The 20,904-nt window shown below is 61.8% G+C and carries 20 protein-coding genes; 9 read left to right on the top strand and 11 right to left on the bottom strand.

From position 1 onward, the window contains the following. Positions 1-45 precede the first annotated feature (45 nt). The 3 genes from ACR1XV_RS13890 to ACR1XV_RS13880 are packed head-to-tail and all read left to right on the top strand — an operon-like array spanning position 46 to position 3,499. Positions 46-1,872 carry a family 1 glycosylhydrolase gene (locus ACR1XV_RS13890; RefSeq protein WP_480532301.1) on the top strand — a complete coding sequence of 609 codons (1,827 nt, stop codon included), beginning with the start codon at positions 46-48 and terminating at the stop codon, positions 1,870-1,872. A 21-nt stretch (positions 1,873-1,893) separates the two neighbouring features. Continuing rightward, entirely contained in the window at positions 1,894-2,820 is a 927-nt protein-coding gene (locus ACR1XV_RS13885) for a carbohydrate kinase family protein (RefSeq protein ID WP_480532299.1), read from the top strand. Positions 2,821-2,833: 13 nt separating this feature from the next. Next, the gene (locus ACR1XV_RS13880) at positions 2,834-3,499 is read left to right on the top strand and encodes a D-lyxose/D-mannose family sugar isomerase (protein ID WP_480532297.1); all 666 of its coding nucleotides are present in this window, start codon (positions 2,834-2,836) and stop codon (positions 3,497-3,499) included. Between the two features lie 67 nt (positions 3,500-3,566). Here the strand turns inward: ACR1XV_RS13880 and ACR1XV_RS13875 are convergent, their stop codons facing one another. From ACR1XV_RS13875 to ACR1XV_RS13865, 3 genes are all read right to left on the bottom strand, one after another. Continuing rightward, the gene (locus tag ACR1XV_RS13875; RefSeq protein WP_480532295.1) at positions 3,567-4,832 is read right to left on the bottom strand and encodes an ABC transporter permease; all 1,266 of its coding nucleotides are present in this window, start codon (positions 4,830-4,832) and stop codon (positions 3,567-3,569) included. After that, entirely contained in the window at positions 4,829-5,635 is an 807-nt protein-coding gene (locus ACR1XV_RS13870) for a taurine ABC transporter ATP-binding protein (protein ID WP_480532293.1), read from the bottom strand. Before ACR1XV_RS13870 ends, ACR1XV_RS13875 begins: the two co-directional genes overlap by 4 nt. Before the next feature lie 75 nt (positions 5,636-5,710). Next, on the bottom strand, positions 5,711-6,706 hold the full coding sequence (locus ACR1XV_RS13865; protein WP_480532291.1) for a taurine ABC transporter substrate-binding protein: 996 nt from the start codon (positions 6,704-6,706) through the stop codon (positions 5,711-5,713). 179 nt (positions 6,707-6,885) lie between these two features. Here ACR1XV_RS13865 and ACR1XV_RS13860 point away from each other — a divergent pair, with 179 nt between their 5' ends. The 4 genes from ACR1XV_RS13860 (at position 6,886) to hisD (ending at position 11,078) form a co-directional block, all read left to right on the top strand. Next, positions 6,886-7,857 carry a LysR family transcriptional regulator gene (locus ACR1XV_RS13860; protein WP_480532289.1) on the top strand — a complete coding sequence of 324 codons (972 nt, stop codon included), beginning with the start codon at positions 6,886-6,888 and terminating at the stop codon, positions 7,855-7,857. Positions 7,858-8,064: 207 nt separating this feature from the next. Continuing rightward, a complete protein-coding gene (gene cuyA, locus ACR1XV_RS13855; protein WP_480532287.1) occupies positions 8,065-9,078 on the top strand; it encodes a D-cysteate sulfo-lyase in 1,014 nt (337 codons plus the stop codon). A gap of 32 nt (positions 9,079-9,110) precedes the next feature. Then, a complete protein-coding gene (gene cuyB / locus ACR1XV_RS13850) occupies positions 9,111-9,806 on the top strand; it encodes a cysteate racemase (protein WP_480532285.1) in 696 nt (231 codons plus the stop codon). Between the two features lie 9 nt (positions 9,807-9,815). Further along, on the top strand, positions 9,816-11,078 hold the full coding sequence (gene hisD / locus ACR1XV_RS13845; protein ID WP_480532283.1) for a histidinol dehydrogenase: 1,263 nt from the start codon (positions 9,816-9,818) through the stop codon (positions 11,076-11,078). Positions 11,079-11,104: 26 nt separating this feature from the next. On the opposite strand, the gene ACR1XV_RS13840 is transcribed toward hisD, so the two are convergent. The 6 genes from ACR1XV_RS13840 to ACR1XV_RS13815 form a co-directional block, all read right to left on the bottom strand. Beyond that, entirely contained in the window at positions 11,105-11,764 is a 660-nt protein-coding gene (locus ACR1XV_RS13840; protein WP_480532281.1) for a DUF2461 domain-containing protein, read from the bottom strand. Further along, positions 11,761-12,120, bottom strand: a complete 360-nt coding sequence (locus ACR1XV_RS13835; RefSeq protein WP_480532279.1) for a TfoX/Sxy family protein — start codon at positions 12,118-12,120, stop codon at positions 11,761-11,763. Before ACR1XV_RS13835 ends, ACR1XV_RS13840 begins: the two co-directional genes overlap by 4 nt. Beyond that, positions 12,120-12,518: an MAPEG family protein gene (locus tag ACR1XV_RS13830; protein WP_480532277.1), complete on the bottom strand. Its 399-nt coding sequence runs from the start codon at positions 12,516-12,518 to the stop codon at positions 12,120-12,122. Before ACR1XV_RS13830 ends, ACR1XV_RS13835 begins: the two co-directional genes overlap by 1 nt. A 24-nt stretch (positions 12,519-12,542) precedes the next feature. Then, positions 12,543-12,929, bottom strand: a complete 387-nt coding sequence (locus tag ACR1XV_RS13825) for a VOC family protein (RefSeq protein ID WP_480532275.1) — start codon at positions 12,927-12,929, stop codon at positions 12,543-12,545. Between the two features lie 71 nt (positions 12,930-13,000). Then, entirely contained in the window at positions 13,001-14,263 is a 1,263-nt protein-coding gene (locus tag ACR1XV_RS13820) for an RNA polymerase sigma factor (protein WP_480532273.1), read from the bottom strand. Next, positions 14,238-14,612 (bottom strand): YciI family protein, encoded by a 375-nt coding sequence (locus tag ACR1XV_RS13815; RefSeq protein WP_480532271.1) that lies wholly within the window; start codon positions 14,610-14,612, stop codon positions 14,238-14,240. The genes ACR1XV_RS13820 and ACR1XV_RS13815 overlap by 26 nt, the downstream gene beginning before the upstream one ends. Positions 14,613-14,779: 167 nt before the next feature. On the opposite strand from ACR1XV_RS13815, the gene ACR1XV_RS13810 reads away from it, so the two are divergent. Then, complete coding sequence (locus ACR1XV_RS13810; RefSeq protein WP_480532269.1) at positions 14,780-15,754, top strand: LysR family transcriptional regulator; 975 nt, start codon at positions 14,780-14,782, stop codon at positions 15,752-15,754. Positions 15,755-15,756: 2 nt separating this feature from the next. Here ACR1XV_RS13810 and ACR1XV_RS13805 read toward each other — a convergent pair whose 3' ends face one another. Further along, a complete protein-coding gene (locus ACR1XV_RS13805) occupies positions 15,757-17,280 on the bottom strand; it encodes a trimethylamine methyltransferase family protein (RefSeq protein WP_480532267.1) in 1,524 nt (507 codons plus the stop codon). Positions 17,281-17,463: 183 nt separating this feature from the next. Between ACR1XV_RS13805 and ACR1XV_RS13800 the strand changes: the two genes are divergently transcribed. Further along, on the top strand, positions 17,464-19,899 hold the full coding sequence (locus tag ACR1XV_RS13800) for a GcvT family protein (RefSeq protein ID WP_480532540.1): 2,436 nt from the start codon (positions 17,464-17,466) through the stop codon (positions 19,897-19,899). A gap of 117 nt (positions 19,900-20,016) precedes the next feature. Here the strand turns inward: ACR1XV_RS13800 and ACR1XV_RS13795 are convergent, their stop codons facing one another. Continuing rightward, positions 20,017-20,895, bottom strand: a complete 879-nt coding sequence (locus tag ACR1XV_RS13795; RefSeq protein ID WP_480532265.1) for a ribokinase — start codon at positions 20,893-20,895, stop codon at positions 20,017-20,019. Between the last annotated feature and the right edge of the window lie 9 nt (positions 20,896-20,904).

Here is a 20,904-nt window from a genome sequence, read left to right as displayed (position 1 = left end):
CTGCTAGGTGGCAGGGCGCAGGTCACGCCCCAGCAGGTTGCAGCGATGAAATACACCCGTTCAGACTTTCCCGCAGGTTTCCTGTTTGGCACCGGCGCGCCTGCGCCAATCATGGCAGGCCCCGACTGTTACCGCCTGCGGCTTGAATGGGCTCACATCCTGCCGGATGGGCGCAATCCCGACCCAAAAGCGCTGGACACCTGTGAGCGGCAGATCGACCAGATGTTGCATCGCGGTTTGCGACCTTGCATTACACTTGACCACACCACCCTGCCCGCGCCGCTGGCTGATATCGGGGGTTGGCGGAACCGGGACATCGCCCCCCGTTTCGCCGATTTCGCCGAGGCCGTCGTGGCCCGTATGGGCGCGCGGCTGTTCAGCATCGCGCATGGCGGGCGAACTCCGATCCATGACACCGGCCAACGCGGCACCGCGCGCAGCCTGCATCATCAGTATCTGGCCCATGGTCAGGCGGTTCAGGCGATGCGCAGCTACGGCATGACCAATATCGGTGCCGAGCTTGGCCGTGCCGACCCCGCCGAGCTTGAGGCGGTGATCACCGGGCATTATCCCGCTGCGATCCTTGAGCGGCTGGGCGACGGCTTGCCCCGGACCTGGCAGCAGGACCTTTCGACAATCGCCGAGCCGGTGGACTGGTACGGCCTGTCGGCAGAGGCCGCGCAGGCGCTTGAGGTTGTGCACGGCTATACCAAAGACCGGTCTCTATTTATGACTCTGCCCGCTGATGACGTGACAGGGCTGGACGCAGTCCAGCAGGCATTGAAGCATCATATTCCGATGCAAGGCCTGTTTCTTGAAGTGGATCGTCCCGAGCTACCAACCTTTCTGTCCGAGCCCCCCTGCCCCGCCCCATGGGTCCAACCCGAGCGTCACCTGCACGCCCATTGGAACCTTGTCGCAGATATCGGCGGCACCAATACGCGTTTAGGGGTGGTCACGAACGGAGAACTGACTGACCTGCGCAAGCATCCCACCGGGACTCTGGCGGAGCTACGCGCCGCGTTGCACGACCTGCGTGATGAGATCGGCACGGACCCGCGCGCCGTCGTGGCTGCGGGGGCCGGACCGGTGCGGGATGGCGCGATCCAGCTGACCAACGCAAATCTGGTGTTGTCCGAAGACGAGCTGGGCCGGGTCACCGGCGCGCGGCATACCTTCGTGATCAACGACTTTACCGCCGCCGCGTGGTCGGTGGCCGAGATCAGCGGGGATCAGGTTGAGGTTCTTCAGGGTAAGGCTACGCCCCCTATGGGAACCCGTTTGGTCGTGGGCCCCGGAACAGGGCTGGGCGTCGGCGCGCTGCTATATTCCGAGGGGCACTTTCACACCGTCTCGGGCGAAGGTGGCCATATGGGCCTGTCGCCGCGCCACCTTGATGAGGTCGCGGTGTTTGACGCCGCCCGTCGCCTTGCACCCGAGTATTTCTTCGATGACAGCCTTGTACTTGAGGCCGAGATGTTCCTCAGTGGAACTGGCCTGCCCATCCTGTATCAGGCGGTTGCCATGGCCGCGGGGCAGCCTCCCGCTGTGCGCCCCGCCAAGGACATTCTGCAAGACGCGCAGGACGGGACGGACCCCTGCGCCGTCAGGTCCGCGCGCATCTTTACCGAGCATCTGGGCGCGATCATGGGCGATCTGGCTGTTGCACTGGTGCCCACGGGCGGCGTGTTTCTGGTGGGCGGCGTGGCCGAGAAAAACCGCTGGCTGTTCGGGCAGGATTTCCTGCGCGCCTTCAACGCGGGCGGACGGTTCGATGCGTTGCGTCAGGGGATGAACCTTTATGTCTCGGAACAGGATGAGTTCGGCATTGTTGGCGCTAACAATTTCTGCAAGAATGCGCTCGCGCGCTGATTGACGGGAAAGGATGGCGGAATGATCCTGTGCTGCGGAGAAGCCCTGATCGACATGATCGCCGCCCCAACTGTCTCGGGCGAGCAAGGGTTCGTGCCGCATTCCGGGGGCGCGATTTTCAACACAGCAATCGCCTTGGGTCGATTGGATGTGCAGGCTGGGCTGCTGACCGGCCTGTCGACGGATATGTTTGGCGAGCAGCTGACCGCAGCGCTGCAGATCAGCCATGTCTCGACCAGCCACGTCATCCGCTCGGACCGCCCCACGACGCTGGCCTTCGTGCAGCTTCAGGACGGCCACGCAACCTATAGCTTTGTCGACGAAAACTCGGCCGGTCGGATGTTGCAGCCCGAGGATATGCCAGCTCAGTTGCCGGGTGTCTCGGCGCTGTATTTCGGCGGCATCAGTCTGGCCTGCGAACCCTGTGCCGACGCCTATGCCGCGCTGTTGGAGCGTCACGGGACAGACCGCGCGGTCATGCTGGATCCCAACATCCGGCCGGGCTTCATCAAGGACCAGACCCGTTACCGCACGCGTCTGAACCGGATGATCGCACAGGCCGATATCGTCAAGGTTTCCGACGAGGATCTGGACTGGATCATTCCCGGCCCCGAACCTCACGCCGAGAAAATTCCGCTGCTGCTGCAGGCCGGGCCGTCTGTGGTGATCGTGACCAAAGGCGGCGATGGTGCGACAGGCTATCTTGCCGACGGGTCCGAAGTCTCAGTTCCGGTGCAAAAGGTCGAGGTCGTAGATACCGTCGGCGCCGGCGATACATTCAACGCCGGTGTTCTGGCACAGCTTGATCGCAGCGGGCATCTGACGAAAACAGCCCTGCGGTCCCTGCCGGCGGAAGCCCTGCGGGCTGCTTTGGAACTGGGCGCGCAGGTGGCCGCTGTAACCGTATCCCGTGCCGGGGCAAACCCGCCCTGGGCGCATGAACTTTAACGAGCAGAAATCCATGAAACGATCCGATATCAACCGCATCAAGACCGAGGCGCAGGCCTTTATTCAATCCTTCGGGGCGGTGTTGCCGCCCTTTGCCGACTGGTCGCCCGACGAGATGCGCAGCGACAAGGCGGCGGGCATTCGTGACCGCGGGCTGGGCTGGGACATTACTGATTATGGACAAGGCCGGTTCGATGAGTTGGGTCTGTTCCTGTTCACCCTGCGCAACGGCGATGTGAACGACCTGAGCCATGGCCGCGGGATGCTCTATGCCGAAAAGCTGCTGATCTCGCGCGACAAACAGCTGTCTCCGATGCATCGCCATATCCTGAAGGCAGAAGACATCATCAACCGCGGCGGCGGCGACCTGGTGATGGAGATTTACGCCTCGGACCCCGATGGCGGCATCGACCGCGACACACCGGTGGTTGTGCCCAGCGACGGGTGCGCCGTTACCATCCAGCCCGGCGAATTGCTGCGCCTGAAGCCGGGCGAAAGCGTCACCCTGATGCCCGGCATCTGGCACGCCTTCTGGGCCGAACAGGGCGATTGCCTGATTGGTGAGGTCTCGACGGTCAACGACGACCGTACCGACAACGTCTTCGAAGACCCAATCCCGCGCTTTGCGACCATCGAGGAAGACGCCGCCGCCGATTTTCTGCTGGTCGCGGACTACTAAGCCCTGACCGCAAAACAAAACCGCCCCGGCCTACACCGGGGCGGTTTTCGCGTTCAGACCTTGCGCCTTAGCTGCGGCCCTTCCACGGCACCAGCCAGTTCTCGGCCTTGCGCATCAGGATGTCGATGCCATAGCCAATCACGCCGATCAGAACGATCCCCATGATGACGATATCCGTCAGCTGGAACTTGGACGCCGCGATGATCATCATCCCGGCCCCTTTCTGCGCCGCGACCAGTTCGGCGGCCACAACAGTCCCCCAGCAGACGCCCATGGCCACACGGGCACCGGTGAAAATCTCGGGCAGCGAATTGGGCACGATCACATAGCGCATGATCTGCCATTTCGACGCCCCCAGCGAATAGGCCGCGTGGATTTTCGAGATATTCACCCCCGACACCCCGGCTCGCGCCGCGATGGTCATGATCCAGAGCGCCGCAAGGAACAGCAGGACGATCTTGCCAGTTTCCCAGATACCGAACCAGATGATCACCAGCGGGATCAGCGCCAGCGGTGGAACGGGTCGCATGAATTCGACAATCGGGTCAAACCAGCCGCGGAACCAGCCCGACAGGCCCATGGCATACCCCAGCGGGATCCCGACCAGTGCACCCGCCACGAACCCGGCAATCACACGCAGCAGAGACCAGCCCAGATGCTGCCATAGCGAGAAGTTCTGATAGCCCTCGCTGGCGATTTCAAAGAACCGCGCCACGACGGTTTCCGGCGCGGGCAACCAGATCGGGTTCATCTGCAGACCCTGCTTGGGGGTAAAGCTGATCGCTCCTTTGCCGGTCAGAGTGACCGTACCGTCCCCGGTATCCACCGCATCATCGGGTCCGATCGGCGTACCGTTGATGGCGATGATCTTGGCCCCGTCCTTGCGTTTGGCCTCGTCATTCTTGTCAAACAGAATGGTCGAGGACCGCCCCGCCGGTGCGGCAAAGGCATCATCCTTGGCAAAGCCGGTTCCCGGCTCGACCTCGAAATCATCGACCTCTTCCCCAAAGGCCGGGACACGGACGAAGACCGTCGCCTCATCCGTGGTGCCATCGGCGTTTTCCAAGGTGTAGGTGAACTGCGTCTCGCCCACGAAGGGGCCGGGCACATGGATCGGGAACAGTTTGGATCCGGTGAAGGCGGCCCAGATCACAAAGATCACCAGAACCGAGATGATCGACGCCGCCCGATCCGCCCGCACGGCGCTTTCGTCGCCGAAGGTGACGGTTTTCAGGCTGGTGAAGTCCTGACGTGCGTGCAACCCGCGCCGCAAGGCGTAGACAATGAAGAAGGCACCCGCAAACAGCCCGACATAGAAAAGAAGAACAATCATCCCGCCTGCTCCGTCCGACCCATGATTTCCTCTTCCATCTCCCAGATCATCGAGAGAATCTCATCGCGTTTTTCGGCAAACCCTTCGGATTTCTTGACGTCGCGCAGATCGGCATTCACGCCGCGTTCCGCAAAGGGCAGATTGTATTCGCGGTGAATCCGGCCCGGTCTGGGGGCCATCACGATCAGCCGTTCACCCAGCAACAGCGCCTCTTCGACCGAGTGGGTGATCAGGATGATGGTCTTGCCGGTCTCTTTCCACAGCTTCAGAACCAGACCCTGCATCTTTTCCCGCGTCAGCGCGTCCAACGCGCCCAGAGGTTCGTCCATCAGGATCACGTCTGGCTCGTTGGCGAGGCAACGGGCCAGCGCCACGCGTTGCTGCATCCCGCCTGACAGCTCGTAAACCGCCTTGTCCTTGAAATCCTGCAGACCCACAACCTCGAGCAAGTGGTCCGAAATCTTATCGCGCTCGGCCTTGGGCATACCCTTCATGCGGGGCCCAAACTCGACATTCTCGCGCACATTCATCCACTCGAACAGCGCCCCTTTCTGGAACACCATGCCGCGCTCGGCGTCCGGGCCTTTGACCAGATGGCCGTTCAATTCGATCTGCCCCGAGGTGGGGGCCAGAAATCCGGCGACGATGTTCAGCAACGTGGTTTTGCCGCAGCCTGACGGGCCAAGCACCGACATCAGCTCTCCTTCCTTCAGGCTGAGCGAGACATCCTGCAGCGCCTGCACCGATGAGCCGTTGGGCAGGTCAAATCGCATGGACAAATCGACAATGTCCAGTTCGGGCATCCTGTTTCCTTCCTGCGTCCATAGCCAAGGACCGGCCCAATCACAGGGCCGGCCACAATAAGCATCTTGCGTGCTTTAGTTGTTCGCTGCCGTCAGCGGCGCCGCATTCACGGCCCCGTCATAGGAATCCAGCGCGGCCTCGATGCTGCCTGCGGACACAAAGACGTTGGCAACGCCCTTCATGAACTCCTGTGCGCCGCCGCCCAGCCACTTGTCAGACAGCTGTTCATCGACCGAAGGGAAGGTGAAGGTGGCGATGGTGGCCTCGGCATCTGCCGGGTCCATGCCCGCATCCTTGGCGATCACCGGCAGCATTTCATCCTTGCTGTCGCCCGCGTTCCACTTGGCGTTGGCATCCGCCGTGACCTTAAGGAATTTCGACAGAAGTTCGGGTTCTTCCTCGATAAAGCCGGACGGCGCGCTGGTGACGTCAAAGACCAGAATGCCCAGCTCTTCCTTCTCGGCACCGGTCAACAGGATGTTGCCATGTTCGACCATACGGCGCAGCGCGCCACCCCAGCCGCAGACCATGTCCAGATTGCCCTGCGCAAAGGCTGCCGCGCCATCGGCGGGGGCCATGTCCACGATCTCCATCGAGCCGACATCGACCCCGAAATGACCCATCTGCGACAGGAAGCCGTAATGCGCCGCGGTGCCGATCGGCACGCCAACCTTCTTGCCGTTCAACTCGCCCGCGTTGGTCTTGTCGATCTCCAGTGCTTCGGCCACGACGCAGTTGTCATTGTCGGAATAGCTGACCGCGACGTCGACGATCTGAATATCCTGACCCGCCGAGGTCGTCACCACGAAGGGCGGCACCCCCTGGCTGACCGCGATCTGCACGTCACCGGACGCCATCGCCGCCGACATCGCCGTGCCGGTGTCGAACGACACCCAGTTGATCTTGACGCCAAGTTCTTCCTCATAGGTCCCGTTTGCCTTGGCGTATTGGAACGGCATCGGCCATTCGAGGAAATACGCAACCGTAATCTCGTCCAGCGCCGCCGCCTGCGAAGCGGTCAGTGCTGCAATCCCCGCAAAGGTGGTTGTGAGCAGTTTTCTCTTGATCATTTTGACTATTTTCTCCCTGCTGGTCCCGTCTGTCCGATTATTTTCAGACTTCGGACTCCGGATCAGTGGGGAAACCATAAGCGGAGGGCGACAAAATCGTGAAACAAAAAACCTGTTGCGGAAAAAGCGAAACTTTGTTTCGCTTTTGACTTAGGCTTTTTTGTTTCGGGGATGCGCCGGTGGCACAAAAATCACTCAGTCTCAGATGGCTGGAAGTGTTTCAGCTGATTTCCAAGCTGGGGTCAATCCAGAAGGTTTCGGCCGAGACCGGGTTGTCGATCAGCACCGTCTCGAACCATCTGCGCAGTCTGGAAAAGGCGCTGGATGTGGAGTTGGTGGATCACAGCCGCCGCCCCATGGGCCTGACACCGGCGGGCACGGTGTTCTCCCGCCATGTACAGGAGGGGCTGCTGGCCCTCAGGCGCGGAGAGGCCGAATTGCGGTCAGGCAGCTGGCAACATGCGACCGATCTGAGGCTCGGGCTGATCGACGATTTCGACAGCCGGGTCGCGCCCGAGCTGTTCCGGTATCTATCGGCGACGCTGCCCCGCTGCAGTTTTCGTCATTTCACCCGGCCCAGCCACGAAATCATCGACAAGCTGCAATCCCAGAAGCTGGACGCCGGAGTGGCGACGCGACCGGCGGGGCATGTGGAGGGTCTGGTGGAATTCCCCTTGCTGCGTGATCCCTTCATCGTGATCCTGCCTCCGTCTTATAACGGTCAGGTCGAGGGGTTGCTGAATGCCGAAACCAACCTGCCGCTGCTGCGCTATTCGCGCGATCACACCATCGGCAAGCTGATCGAGATGCAGCTGACCCGCAGCAAGATCAACCTGCCCAACCGGTTTGAGCTTGAATGCAACCAGTCGATCATCGGGCTGGTTGCCGAGGGTAGCGGATGGGCGATCACCACCGCGGCCAGCTATTACCGGGCGCGGCGGTTTCACGACAACACCCGCGCCCTGCCCTTCCCCGGCAAGAGCTTTGCCCGCACCGTGTCGCTGTTCACCACAAGCGTCTATCCCCCGACGACAACGCGGCTGATCCACAAGACGCTGCAGAACCTGATCCGCCAGCATGTGACCGCGCCCATGAATGAACGCTTTGCCTGGCTGAACGAAGATTTCCGAACCCTTCAGACGCCGTCCTGACAGGCCTTGTCTCGCGGCGGAATATCGAAGTTATCTTCCGGCTTTTTCGAAACCATAAGCCGGTCCTTGACCCGCAGGGCCTGAGCGCTCTGATTACCCGTGACCCGCGTGGCCTACCATTCGGCCTCGCATATGCCCAAACCCAACCAACGGCCCCGCGACCTGCTGACCTTTCATCAGGCCCGGGGCTCAGATCAGGACAGCTTGATGCATCTTTCCCGTTTCCCCCGCGTTTTCCTTGCCCACCTGCCAACCCCGTTGGAGCCGATGGAACGTCTGTCCGATGCCCTGGGCGTCGAGATCTGGATCAAGCGCGACGATTGTACGGGTATGTCCACGGGCGGCAACAAGACCCGCAAGCTGGAATTCCTGTTCGGCGAGGCGCTGGAACAAGGCGCAGACATGGTGATGACGCAGGGCGCGACCCAGTCGAACCACGCCCGCCAGACCGCCGCCTTTGCCGCCCGGCTGGGGCTGAAATGCCATATCCTGCTGGAAGACCGCACCAGCTATAACAACGCCAATTATAACAACAATGGCAACGTGTTGCTGGATCATCTACATGGTGCCACCACCGAGAAATTCTCCGGTGGCCATGACATGCCCGCCGAGATGGAACGCGCCGCCGAAAAGAAACGCGCCGAGGGGCACAAGGTCTATGTCATCCCCGGCGGCGGTTCGAACCCCACCGGGGCGTTGGGCTATGTGAACTGCGCGCTGGAACTGGTCAGTCAGGCCAATGATGCCGATCTGCGGATCGACCGCGTGGTCCATGCCACGGGTTCATCCGGCACGCAGGCTGGGCTGGTGACGGGGCTGTGCGCCATGAACACGGGCATTCCGGTGCTGGGCATAGGCACCCGCGCGCCGCAACCCAAACAAGAGCAGATGGTCTATGACCTGGCCTGCAAGACGGCCGAGAAGCTGGGTTGTCCGGGCGTGGTCCGGCGCGAGGACGTCATGGCCAATACCGATTACGTCGGCGAAGGCTATGGCCTGCCGACTGAAAGCGGTATTGAGGCGATCCGTATGTTCGCGGAACTCGAAGGCATCCTGCTGGACCCGGTCTACTCGGCCAAAGGCGCGGCAGGTCTGATCGATCTGGCCCGCAAGGGCACGTTCAAGGGCGAACGTCTGGTGTTCCTGCACACGGGCGGCTCGGTCGGCCTGTTCGGCTATGATTTCGCCTTCGATCACGTTGATCGCTGGGTCAATCTGTAAATGTCGATGATCATCTTACATCAGGCGCGCACATGACCCGCCGGGTTGTGGGCATATTGGGCGGCATGGGCCCCGAGGCGACCATCCTGCTGCAACAACGTCTGCTGGGCACGGTGCAAGCGCGCGATGACGCGGATCACCTGCCCTTGCTGATCGATATGAACCCGCAGGTGCCCTCGCGCATTGCCCATCTGATCGAAGGCACCGGAACCGATCCCGGCCCGGTTCTGGCCGAGATGGCCCGCGGGCTGGAGCGGACGGGGGCCACGGCGCTGGCGATGCCCTGCAACACGGCGCATCACTATGCGGCGCAGATTGCGCAGGCGGTCTCGGTCCCGTTTTTGCACATGGTCGATCTGTCCGTCGCAGAAGCCGCGCAAATGCTGCCGCCCGGCGGTCAGATCGGCATCCTCGCCTCTCCGGCGATGAGAAAGGTCGGGGTGTTCGACGCACCTTTGGCGCGGGCGGGTCTTGCCGCGCTCTGGCCCGAGAACGAAGACCAGATGCTGGGCACAATCCGGCGCATCAAGGCGGACGGGGCAACCGCGGATACGCTAAAGACGCTCTCTGCCGCTGCGGATGATTTGGCCGCACGCGGGGCGGAGCTGCTGCTGGTCGCCTGTTCCGAGTTCTCGCTGCACACGCGCAACCTGTCTGCAGGGCCGCCCGTCCTCGACACCGTCGACGTTCTGGCCCGCGCCATCCACGCCCACAGCCTGCCCCGTTGAGGTTTCCCCATGGCCGTCACCTATCTGAAAACCGCCCAGCCGCGCCCTGAAACCGAGAACTCCGATATCCACGACATCGTGGCGATCATGCTCTCGAACATCGCACGCGACGGCGAAGAGGCGGTCCGGCGCTATGCTCAAAAGCTGGACGGCTGGACCGGCGATTTCGTGATGTCCGATGCCGCGCGCAAGGCGGCCTGTGACCGGGTGCCCGATGCGGTCAGGGAAGATATTCGTTTCGCCCATGCAAACATCCGCCGCTTTGCCGATGCGCAGATGGCCACGGTCCAGGACTGCGAAGTCGAGGTGATGCCGGGCCTGATCGCCGGGCAAAAGCAAATCCCCATCTCAAGCGCGGGCTGCTACGTGCCCGGCGGGCGCTACAGCCATATCGCCAGCGCGCTGATGACGATCACCACGGCCAAGGTGGCGGGGGTGCCGCATATCACCGCCGTCTCTCCGCCCCGCCCTGAAACGGGCATTCCCGATGCCATCGTCTATGCCATGGAGCTTGCCGGGGCCGACCTGATCCTGAACCTTGGCGGTGTGCAGGGAATCGCGGCGATGGCCCATGGCCTGTTCGGCGCGCGCCCGGCGGATATTCTGGTCGGCCCCGGAAACGCTTATGTCGCCGAGGCCAAACGGATGCTGTTCGGCAAGGTCGGCATCGATATGTTCGCCGGTCCCACGGATTCGCTTGTAATTGCCGACCACACCGCGCCGGTTGAAACCGTTGCCTGGGATCTGGTCAGCCAGGCGGAACACGGCACCGACAGCCCGGTCTGGCTGGTCAGCACCGACAAGGCGCTGGCCCAAGGGGTGATCGCCCGCGTCGGCACCCTGATCGACAGCCTTCCCGAACCCAACGCCACCGCCGCGCGGGCCTCGTGGCGCGACCGTGCCGAGATCGTCCTGTGCGACACCCGGGAAGAGGCCGCGCAGGTGGCCGATGGCTATGCGCCCGAACATCTGCAGGTATTGGCCGAGGACACAGATTGGTGGCTGAACCGGCTGTCGGCCTATGGCTCATTGTTTCTGGGGGCCGAGACGACGGTGGCTTTCGGCGACAAGACCTCGGGGCCCAATCACGTCCTGCCCACCAGTGGCGCGGCGCGCTATACCGGCGGGCTGTCGGTGCATAAATTCACCAAAACCGTGACCTGGCAACGCTGCACTCCGCTGGCCTCGCAGGAACTCGCCCGGCGCACCGCGCGGATCAGCCGTATGGAGGGTATGGAAGGCCACGCCCGCGCCGCGGAGTTGCGGTTGTAAGGCCTGCCCGATCTGAGGCGCGCCCGTCAGTTCAACGTCATCAGCAGATCGTAGATCGGCGAAAGCTCTCGGAATACACCCAACGTCCGCCCCACCAGGTCCGGCTGTGTCGTAAAATCGGGATCATCTTGATCGCGCCAGCCGACAAACCCCTTGCGCCGCAACGCTTCGGCATGAGGATGATCTTTGGCAAAGCCCGTGGGAACGCGCTTGAGCTCGGGCGCGGCTATGCGGATACCGTCTTGCCGCATCTTTTCGGTCATCCCGATCAGCGCTTTGCCTTCGGGCCCGTCCATGGCGGTACGAAACCGCGCCAGCCCCTCTTTGTCGAACTGGAACACACCGCATCCCAGCGACAGCTTGTCGGGGGCGAACCCGAAATGCCACATCGGCACAATACCTTCGATCCCTTCGGGAAAGAACGAGAGATGCACATGCGCATTGTAAGGCGTTTTATCCTTGGAAAACCGAATGTCGCGATTGATCCGATACAGTTTTGCGTCGTGCAGCTGCCCGGTATGTTCGGACAGGGCCGCACTCATGGCTGCCGCAAAGTGCCTTGTGGGTTCTTTGATTTCAGCTTCATAGGTTTTGCGGTTGGCTGCGAACCAGTCGCGCGAGTTGTTTACCTTCAACGCCAACAGGAACTGCCGGGCGTCGGATGAGAAATGGTCGAACCCTGTCATGGCCTCTCTTTCAGCTGTTTGGGCGGCAGGCTCGCGGCATGATCTAGGCAAAGCCGAACCCAGCCCTGCAATGCAGCATCATCGCAATCTTGCGCCCCGACCCGAACAAAGCCGCCGAGCTTGCGGCTGCCGTGAATGATGGGTCCGGCCGCGGGGTCGCGCAACGCCGCTTCTTCCTGTGCCTTGCCGACCCGAAACATGAAACGTCCCTCTCCTCCCTTATCCCGACTTGCGCCGCACAGCATGTTACCGTTCAGAAAGAAGCACAGGCCACCCATCATGCGCATCTCAGAGATGCCCGCGCGGTTGGCCAGTACCGCGCGCAGCCGCTGCCCGAGTATTGGGTCGTAAGCCATCAGAGCGCCCGGATCAGGTGCCAGAGCGTGGCTACCCCAAGCGCAGAGATTGTGACCGTGGTCAATGCAGCCCCGACCAGCCGGCCTTTGCTATCCTGCGCCGCACGCAGGCCGAAGTAGTGGATCAGCCGCGCCGCGATCAGAACCAAGCCACAGACAAGAACGAACCAGGATGGCCCACCCGAAACCTCAGCCGCCGCCAGAGCCATCAATGCGATGGGCACATATTCGATGAAATTGCCATGCGCCCGCATCCGGCGCAGCAGGTCATCATCATTGCCGTGCAGCAGGGAAATCCCCGTTCTGGCCCGCCTGAGCCCGACGGCGACCGACATCGGTACGCTGATCAGCGCAAAAATGGCGGTGATCCAAAGTGTTATTTGCGGAAAACTCTCCATTGGCTTCACTCCATTAACCGGCCCTTAGGACACCATGCTCTCATAGGTGATGAGTGCAAACCGCGCGCCTTGCGGATCGGTCAGCGTTGCCATTCGCCCGACACCGGGCATATCCATCGCAGGTGCAAGCACACGCGCCCCTTTTTCACTGGCCAAGGCAACGCTGGCGTCAACATCGGCAACAGTGAAGAAGATGGTCCAACTGCCATTTTCCTCGGGCATGGGGGCGAACCCACCGATCGGGGTCTGATCCACCACTACAGCAGAATAGCTCGAACCGTCCTGCATCGGCATGTCGCTGATCGTCCAGCCCAGCACATCTTTGTAAAAGGCCTTCGCCGCGCCCGTATCCGGGCCGGAATGGCCAATCCAGCCTGCGTTTCCAAGCGCAGTCATATCGAGAATGCTCATGTTCTTCCTCCTTTTGGATATCACCCGCCAGTTGCGGATCTGTCCCAAGGACGCCTGAGCTGCGCGTATGCCTACACCTGACCGGAAATTTTTCGACTTTGCCCGATCTTTTCATTGATCGCCGCGCGTTCGGGCACGGTGGGGGCCAGCGTCAGCGCTGTTTCAAACGCGGCAATTGCGGCGTCGTGATCCCCCACCTGCTGCAACAACCCGCCCCGCATCGTGTGGAACCAGCGGTACCGGACCAGTTCAGGCGCGATCTCGTCCATCATGCCAAGCGCCGCCGCCGGCCCCTGTGTTCTGGCCTGCGCCGCGATATGGTTCAGACGCACCACCGGGGTCGGCTGCAACGCATATAGAGCTGCATAATGCGCCTCGATCAGCGCCCAGTCGGTTTCCCCGGCGCTGGAGGCGCAGGCATGGGCTGCTGCAATCGCAGCCTGGATCCGGTAGGGGCCCTGATGGTTGATCCGCTGAGCCTTCTGCAGCAGGCTGGCACCTTCGGCAATGTTGCCACGGTCCCAGCGCCGGCGGTCCTGATCCTCCAGCGCGACCAACCGACCCTGTTCGTCGGCACGGGCATCGCGGCGCGCATGTTGGAACAACAACAACGCAAGCAGAGCGGTCTGCTCACCCATTCCTGGGAACAGCCCGGCCAGCAACCGGGCAAGACGAATAGCCTCTTCGCACATTGTTCGTCGTATCTGAGTATCCCCGCCCGATGTCGACCAGCCCTCGTTGAACATCAGATAGATCATCATCGAAACCTCACCCAGACGGGCGTGGCGTTCCTGCGGGCTTGGGGCTTCGAACGCGACCCGGGTGGCTGCGATTTTCTTCTTGGCCCGGGTGATCCGCTGTTCCATCGCCTTGGGTTTGACAAGGAACCCCCGGGCGATCTCAGCCACGGTCAGCCCCCCCACGACCCTCAGTGCGATGGCAATCTGGTCCTGCCGCTCAAGGTTTGGGTGGCAGCAGACAAACAACAGCCGCAGAATGTCATCTCGCAGCTCATCCGGGTCCGGAGGACCCTCATCCGGTGGCTGAAACTCGTGCTGATGACGAGCCAGGATGTCCTGCCGCCGCCGCATCTTGCGTACATGGTCCAGACCACAGTTGCGCGCGGTGGCCAGCAACCAGGCCAGAGGATCGCGCGGCCTGCCGTTTCGGTCCCAGTCCACGACCGCCCTCAGGCAGGCTTCGGCAAACGCCTCTTCCGCCAGATCAATGTCGCGGAAATAGCGCGACAGCGCCGCCAGCGCCCGGGGCCTTTGCTGGACAAAGGTCGCTTCCAGCCAATCCGACATTTCAGCCGCCCGAAGATAGTGCGCCACCAGCCCAGGCCACCGGTCGCACCTCAAGCCGGGCAACGGGGGATGATATCATTTCGGCATACCGCAGCGCCTCATCGAGATCGGCGAACTCGGCGGCGTAGAACCCCAGAAAACTCTCTTTTGTTTCAGCAAAAGGTCCGTCGACAATCAGCGGTGACTGATCCGCACCCGGCGCGGGATTCACCATCACCGCCGAGGTCGGTGGCATCAACTTGATCGAGATGAATTCACCCCGCGCGCGCAAGGCCTGTTGCAGCGCGTGATGGCCCGCCATGACTTCATCTTGCCGCGCACCCGGCAGCGCCTCGAACTCTCCGGCTTCGCCGTAAATCGTTATCGCATAAATCATGGTCGCCCTCCACATAGCCGTCCCAATGGTGCTAGGACGCGCGGCAGAAGGCAAATCCGACACAAACGGAAGCATATTCCCTGAATCAAGGGATACGATATTTTGAAATCAAAAATCTCAATTATTATGCTAAAGATCCGAGCAACCCTGATCGCGGAAGACCCCGGATGCCAAGGAATACCGCCCCCAAGGACCTCAGCCTCAGATGGCTTGAATTGTTCCAGATCTGCGCCCAAAAGGGCTCGCTTCAGGCGGCGGCGCAAGAGACCGGGCTGACCGTCAGCACGGTTTCGCACCATTTGCGCAATCTCGAGGATCATCTGGGTGTCGAGCTGTTCAATCACACCCGCAGGCCGATGGTTTTGACGCCAAAGGGGCAAGTCTTTCTGCGCAATATCGACGGCGCGCTGCAGCAGATCCGCAAAGCCAAAGCCGAAGCCTCGGCCGGAAGCATCGCTGATGCGAGCTATCTGAGGCTGGGCACGATCGAGGATTTCGACAGCGACGTCGTGCCAGAGCTGGCCGTTTTTCTGTCGGCCAACATGCCTGGCTGCGATTTCATGTACCAGACCGACACAAGCCACGCGATCATCAGGATGTTGCGCGACAGGCAACTGGATCTGGCCATTTCAGCCCCGCCGGACGAGAAGATGCGAGACCTGCAGGACCGTCCCCTGCTGCGCGATCCGTTCGTAATCGTTCTGCCGCGCGGGATCGATCCGTCGCTGGCCGATATCGTCGAAGGCCGCGCGAACCTGCCGTTCCTGCGGTTTTCGGGCAATCTGGTCATTGCGCGGCAAATCGAAACTCAGCTGCGCAGGATGGGCCTTGCTTCACCTCACAGGTTTGAATGCAGCAACAGCCAGACATTGATGGCGATGGTTGCCGCCGGTGCCGGATGGGCCATCACTACGCCGCTTCTGTTTGCCCGGGCCAAACGTTTCCAACCTGATCTGCGGATGCACCCGTTCCCGGGCAAAAGCTTTGCCCGCACGCTGGCGTTGGTGGCCACGCCCGATTGTTCGCGTTCGGTCATCGAACTGATCGACACCAAGACGCGGTCGCTGATCCGCGACCGTATCCTGACGCCGCTGCAGTCCGAGATCCCTTGGCTGGCGGGAGAGTTTGAGTTGATCCGCTAGGCTCAGCCGTCGATGATATTGAACCGATCCCTGATCTGCCGGTCCTGCTGATCGGAAAGGTAGCTGGGCCTGTGGTCCTGCAGAATCTGCCGCGCGCGCTGTCGGGCACGACTGCGCGCATCCAAAGCGCCGTTCTCGGCCCAGGTCCGGGGCTCCTCGCGGTCTGCAAGCGAAGGGTAGAAGTAGTCGCGCTCCATCGCGGCAAAAGTATGCGACGCTCCCAGAAAGTGGCCCTCGCCCAATACTGCGTCGCATATTGGCCCAAAGGCCAGATTGTCCTCGGTCACCTCGATCCCCCGCAGCGCACGATAGGTGTTCGAGTGCATTTCATCATCCAGAACAAACCCCTCAAAACTGACGCCAAGCAATGAGGCCGTCATGCCCGAGCTTTCATAGATCAGATTACCACCGGCCAACGCTGCGGCCATCGAGGTCAGGCCCTTTTCCATGCCATATTGCGCGTCGATTGCCTTGGCGTCGGTCATTGAGCAGGCCACGCCCGACGGCAGCCCCAGCCAGTTCGACAACTGCGCCGAGGCGGCGTTCAGCACCGCTGTCTCACCGCTGCCACCGGAAAACGCACCGGTGCGCAGGTCAATTACCAGCGGCCAGTTCGAGAACACCATCGGGAAGCCGGGCTGAATGGCATGGACCATCACCAGACTGGCCAGCGTTTCCGCCAGCGATTGGGCCAGGAAACCGGCCAGCGTCGCTGGTGCTGTCGCTCCGGCCTGCGCGGCGGTGATGCAGGACATCGGAATGTTATGTTCGATGCAGGCATAGACGACGTCCACCGCATCTTCTCCATAACGCATGGGCGAGATCACCGGGCTGATATGCGCCTTCATGAAGGGGCGTTTGGAAAATTCACCGGGCCCGCCTGCGGCGATGTCCAGCATGTCGACGATGGGGGCGACATGCTCGGCCAACGTGAATGAGGTCGCGGTGGGCTTGGTGGTGTTCCGGATCAGCGCATAGGCGGTGTTTACGTCCAGATCGAATGTCTCGGGCACATCGGTCGCAACACAGCAGCGGGTGAACCAACTGACATTGGCCAGCACATCCTGAAGCCGCGTGAAATCGTGCAGGTCCTGCAGGGTAGACGGGCGATAGAGGCCGGTCTCCAGATCAAGCGTCTGCACAGCCGCCCCTCCGGTGCCGAAATGCACGCGATTGCCACCCACCTCGATCGAGCGGGCCGGTTCCCGACCGTGCAGGACGAAGGTCCTCGCCGCCTGATCAATGGCTTGTTCAACAAGCTGTGGGGGGAAGGTCACCCGACCCTCGCCCGTGTCGCGCGCGCCAACAGTCAGCAGGTCGTCACGCAACCGGGGTGGCACTTCGCCCATGCCCAGCCGATCAAGCAGATCAAGGGCGGTCGAATAGATCCGCTCCAACTCGGCATCGGTCAGCGGCTTGTAGCTGCCGCCCGGCTGCCCCGGAGGGCACGGATCCAGCGCAGGTTTTTCAGCCCGTTGCGCCAGACGCCCCTTTCGACCGGCCCGCTTTCCCTGCCGTGCTGCCATAACGTCCCTCTCGCTCGCATGGCCTATTCAAAGAAACCGGTGTTCCGTGTTCAACGGAAACCAGATTAGTACGAGATATTCTGGATTAGTCTTCGATATTCTGCCCACAACCGCGCCACCCCTTGCGGAATGCGCAGCCAACCCGCCCTAATCCCGGAAAACCAGCCGGAGGATCCCTTCATGATGAAATCGCGCACCAAGGTGGTCGTCATTGGCGGCGGCATCGCCGGTTGTTCAACGCTGTACCACCTGACCCGCGAAGGGTGGACCGATGTGGTCTTGGTCGAGCGCAACGAATTGACCAGCGGCACCACATGGCATTCCGCCGCGCAGGTGACCAATTTCGGCATGAACCAGACGATGGTTGGGCTCAAGACCCACTCGATCAACCTGTATAAGGAACTGGCCGAGGACCCGGATTACCCGATCAACTACCATCACGGCGACGGCGGTATCCGTCTGGCCAATACGCCGGAGCAAATGCAGGGCTATCGCCATTTCGCATCCCTGGCGCGCGGTATGGACGTGTATTTTGAGGTGATCGACGCCGATGAATGTGCCCGCCGCCACCCGCTGATTTCGACCGAGAACCTGCTGGGCGGGCTCTGGGATCCGCTGGATGGCGACATTGACCCGGCGCAGCTGTGTCAGGCGCTGGCGCGACGTGCGCGCAAGGCCGGGGCCGAGGTCTATCGGAATACACCTGTTACCGCGCTAACCCAGCATCAGGACGACACATGGACCGTGCACACAGAACATGGTGACATTGACTGCGATATCGTGGTGAACGCCTGCGGTTACCGCGTGAACGAGGTGGGTGCCATGATGGATGTGCATCATCCCGTTGCCTCGATGGAGCATCAGTATTTCCTGACCGAGGAAATCCCCGCGATCCGCGAGGCGGGTCACCGGATGCCCCTGCTGCGTTGCCCGATCAGCGACTATTATTGCCGTCAGGAAAAGAACGGGCTGCTGGTGGGGTTCTATGAGCAGGATTGCAAGACATGGGGCATGGACGGGATCGATCCGAACTTTGTCAACGCGCTCTGCCCCGATGATCTGGACCGTGTCACCGATGTTCTGGAAGGAGCCTTTGCCCGGATGCCCGCACTGATGGAGGTCGGCATCCACACCGTCGTCAACGGCCCGATCACCTACACAATCGACGGCGCGCCTCTGGTCGGTCCGATCCCGGGCAAGCGCAACGCCTTCTGCATCATCGGCCTGCGGGCAGGTCTGGGCGAAGGGGGTGGCCACGGCTGGCTGCTGGCGCAACAGATCGTGCATGGTGAGGCTTGCTATGACACATGGTGCCTCGACCCGCGCCGCTTTACCGGCCATGCGAATGTGGAGCTGACCGCGCTGAAAGCCATCGAGGATTATCAGAACGAATTCCGGTTTCATTTCCCCCACGAACACCGCCCTGCGGGCCGCCCGGCCAAGACAACCACGCTGACGCCGGTGCTCGCCGCCGAGGGGGCAGAGTTCACCGTTGTGAATGGCTGGGAGCGGGTCGATTACATCAAGCCGTCGCCCGATTTTCACCCCACGCCGAGCTTCAATTTTGACGAGGCCTTCGATCTGGTCGCCGCCGAGGTTCAGAACATCCAGACCAATGTCGGCCTGACCGAAGTGAACGGTTTCAACCGCATCGAGATCACCGGCGCAGACCGGCACAGCTTTCTCGACCGGATGATGTGCGGTGCGGTGACCAAGCGTGACGGACGCGTGGGGCTGGGCTATCTGCTGAACCACCACGGCATGGTGAAGGCCGAGGCGACCATCGCGAACCTGCCCGCCAGCGATCGCGGCCCGGCGCGGGTCTGGTACGGCTCGGCAGCGGCCAGCGAGTATCACGATATGGACTGGTTGCAGGCGCATCTGCGGGAAGGCGAGGATGTGCAGCTGCGGTCCCTGACCAATGACCAGACCATTCTAGTTCTGGCCGGCCCCAAGGCGCGCGATGTGCTGTCCGCCTGTGCACGCGGCGACTGGTCCCGCGACGCATTCCCATGGCTTTCGCTGCGCGAATGTTACGTCGGCATCGCCACGGCCACGGTGCTAAACATCAGCTTTTCCGGCGAACTGGCGTATGAGATCCACGTCCCCAACGCCTCACTTTACGCCGCCTATCTTGCGCTGCGTCAGGCCGGAGAACCCCATGGACTGAAGCTGTTCGGCGTGCGGGCCGTGGAGTCGATGCGGATGGAGAAGGGGTTCCTGCATTGGAAGGCCGATCTGCTGACCGAATTCGACCCCTTTGAGACCGGGCTGGACCGGTTTGTGAAGCTGGAGAAAGGCGATTTCATTGGTCGGGATGCGCTGATGCGACGCAAGGCCGAGGGTCCTCGTAAGATGTTGGTCACGCTCGACGTAGATGCCACCCGCGCCCCGGCGCATGGCGGGGCATCACTGATCTCAGACAGCAAGGTTGTTGGGACCATCACGTCAGGCGACTGGGGACACCGGACCGGTCTGAACCTTGCCTATGCCTTTGTAACGCCGGATCTGGCCGGTGTTGGCAACACTATGCAACTGGATCTGTGCGGCGCGTTGGTTGATGTCCGGGTTATCGCACGGTCACCCTACGACCCCGATCTGCAGCGCGCCCGCAGCTGATGCCTGCGCCGTACTAGCCCGATCGCTCAGCACGTATCTCTGGGACAAGCACTCCACTCGTTTGAAATACTCCGGCAGCCTCATATGCCTGGGCGACCGCCGCCAATCGGCCGGCTCTCAGGTCTTGCTGCCAAGAAACGCCTGCACCTCTTCGTCGGTCGGGATTGCAACGGCGGCCCCGGGACGCTGAACCTGCAGGGCGGCGGCAGCGCTGGCATAGGTAAGCGCTGCAGACAGCGGCGTGGATCGCGCGTGTTTTGCCATGAACGCCCCAAAGAACGTATCCCCCGCGCCGGTCGTATCGACCGCCTGCACCGGATAGGACGCCACGCGCACCTCGTCCGAGCGGCTTATGAACGCGGCCCCGTCCACGCCATAGGTCAGCAGGAAATCGGGGCCCTGGACGTCTCGGCAGGACTGGCCGACCGCCTGTTCGAACTGCTGCGTTTCGGTCTTGTTCATCGAGACCAGATCAACCCTCAGGATCAGATCCGGCAGCGTCTGCACGTCAAACGGGGCCGCGACCAAAGCCACCTTCATTCCCTTCTCGCGCGCCACCTTCAGACCGATTTCGTTTGCATTGGTCTCATTCTGCAGAACAAGCCAGTCCCCCGGGGCGGCATCGGACAAGCTGCTGCGGATATGCTGTTCGGAAATGGCATGGTTGGCGCCGCCGACAATGACAATCTGGTTTTCGGACCGGTCGTCCACATAAACCACCGCATGTCCGGTCACCGCGTCCACCTGTGCAATCGCAGCGCAATCGACGCCCTGTTCGCGCAACATGGCCAACACCTTGCTGTCGCCGTGTCCGATGGCCCCGACATGGCGTACGTCGCCTCCGGCCCGGGCGATGGCGACGCTGATGTTCAGACCTTTTCCGCCCAGATTGACCCCGAAATCCTGCGCTTTCAGCGTCTCGCCCGGCGTCGGCAGATGAGGTAACCGATATACATAGTCGGTGTTGACCGATCCGATATTGTAGATTTTCGCCATTGGGTTCCC

This window comes from Ruegeria sp. AD2(2025), from assembly GCF_056542385.1.
The sequence above is the reverse complement of the archived record's forward strand: the minus strand, read 5'-3'. Positions and strand labels throughout refer to the sequence as shown.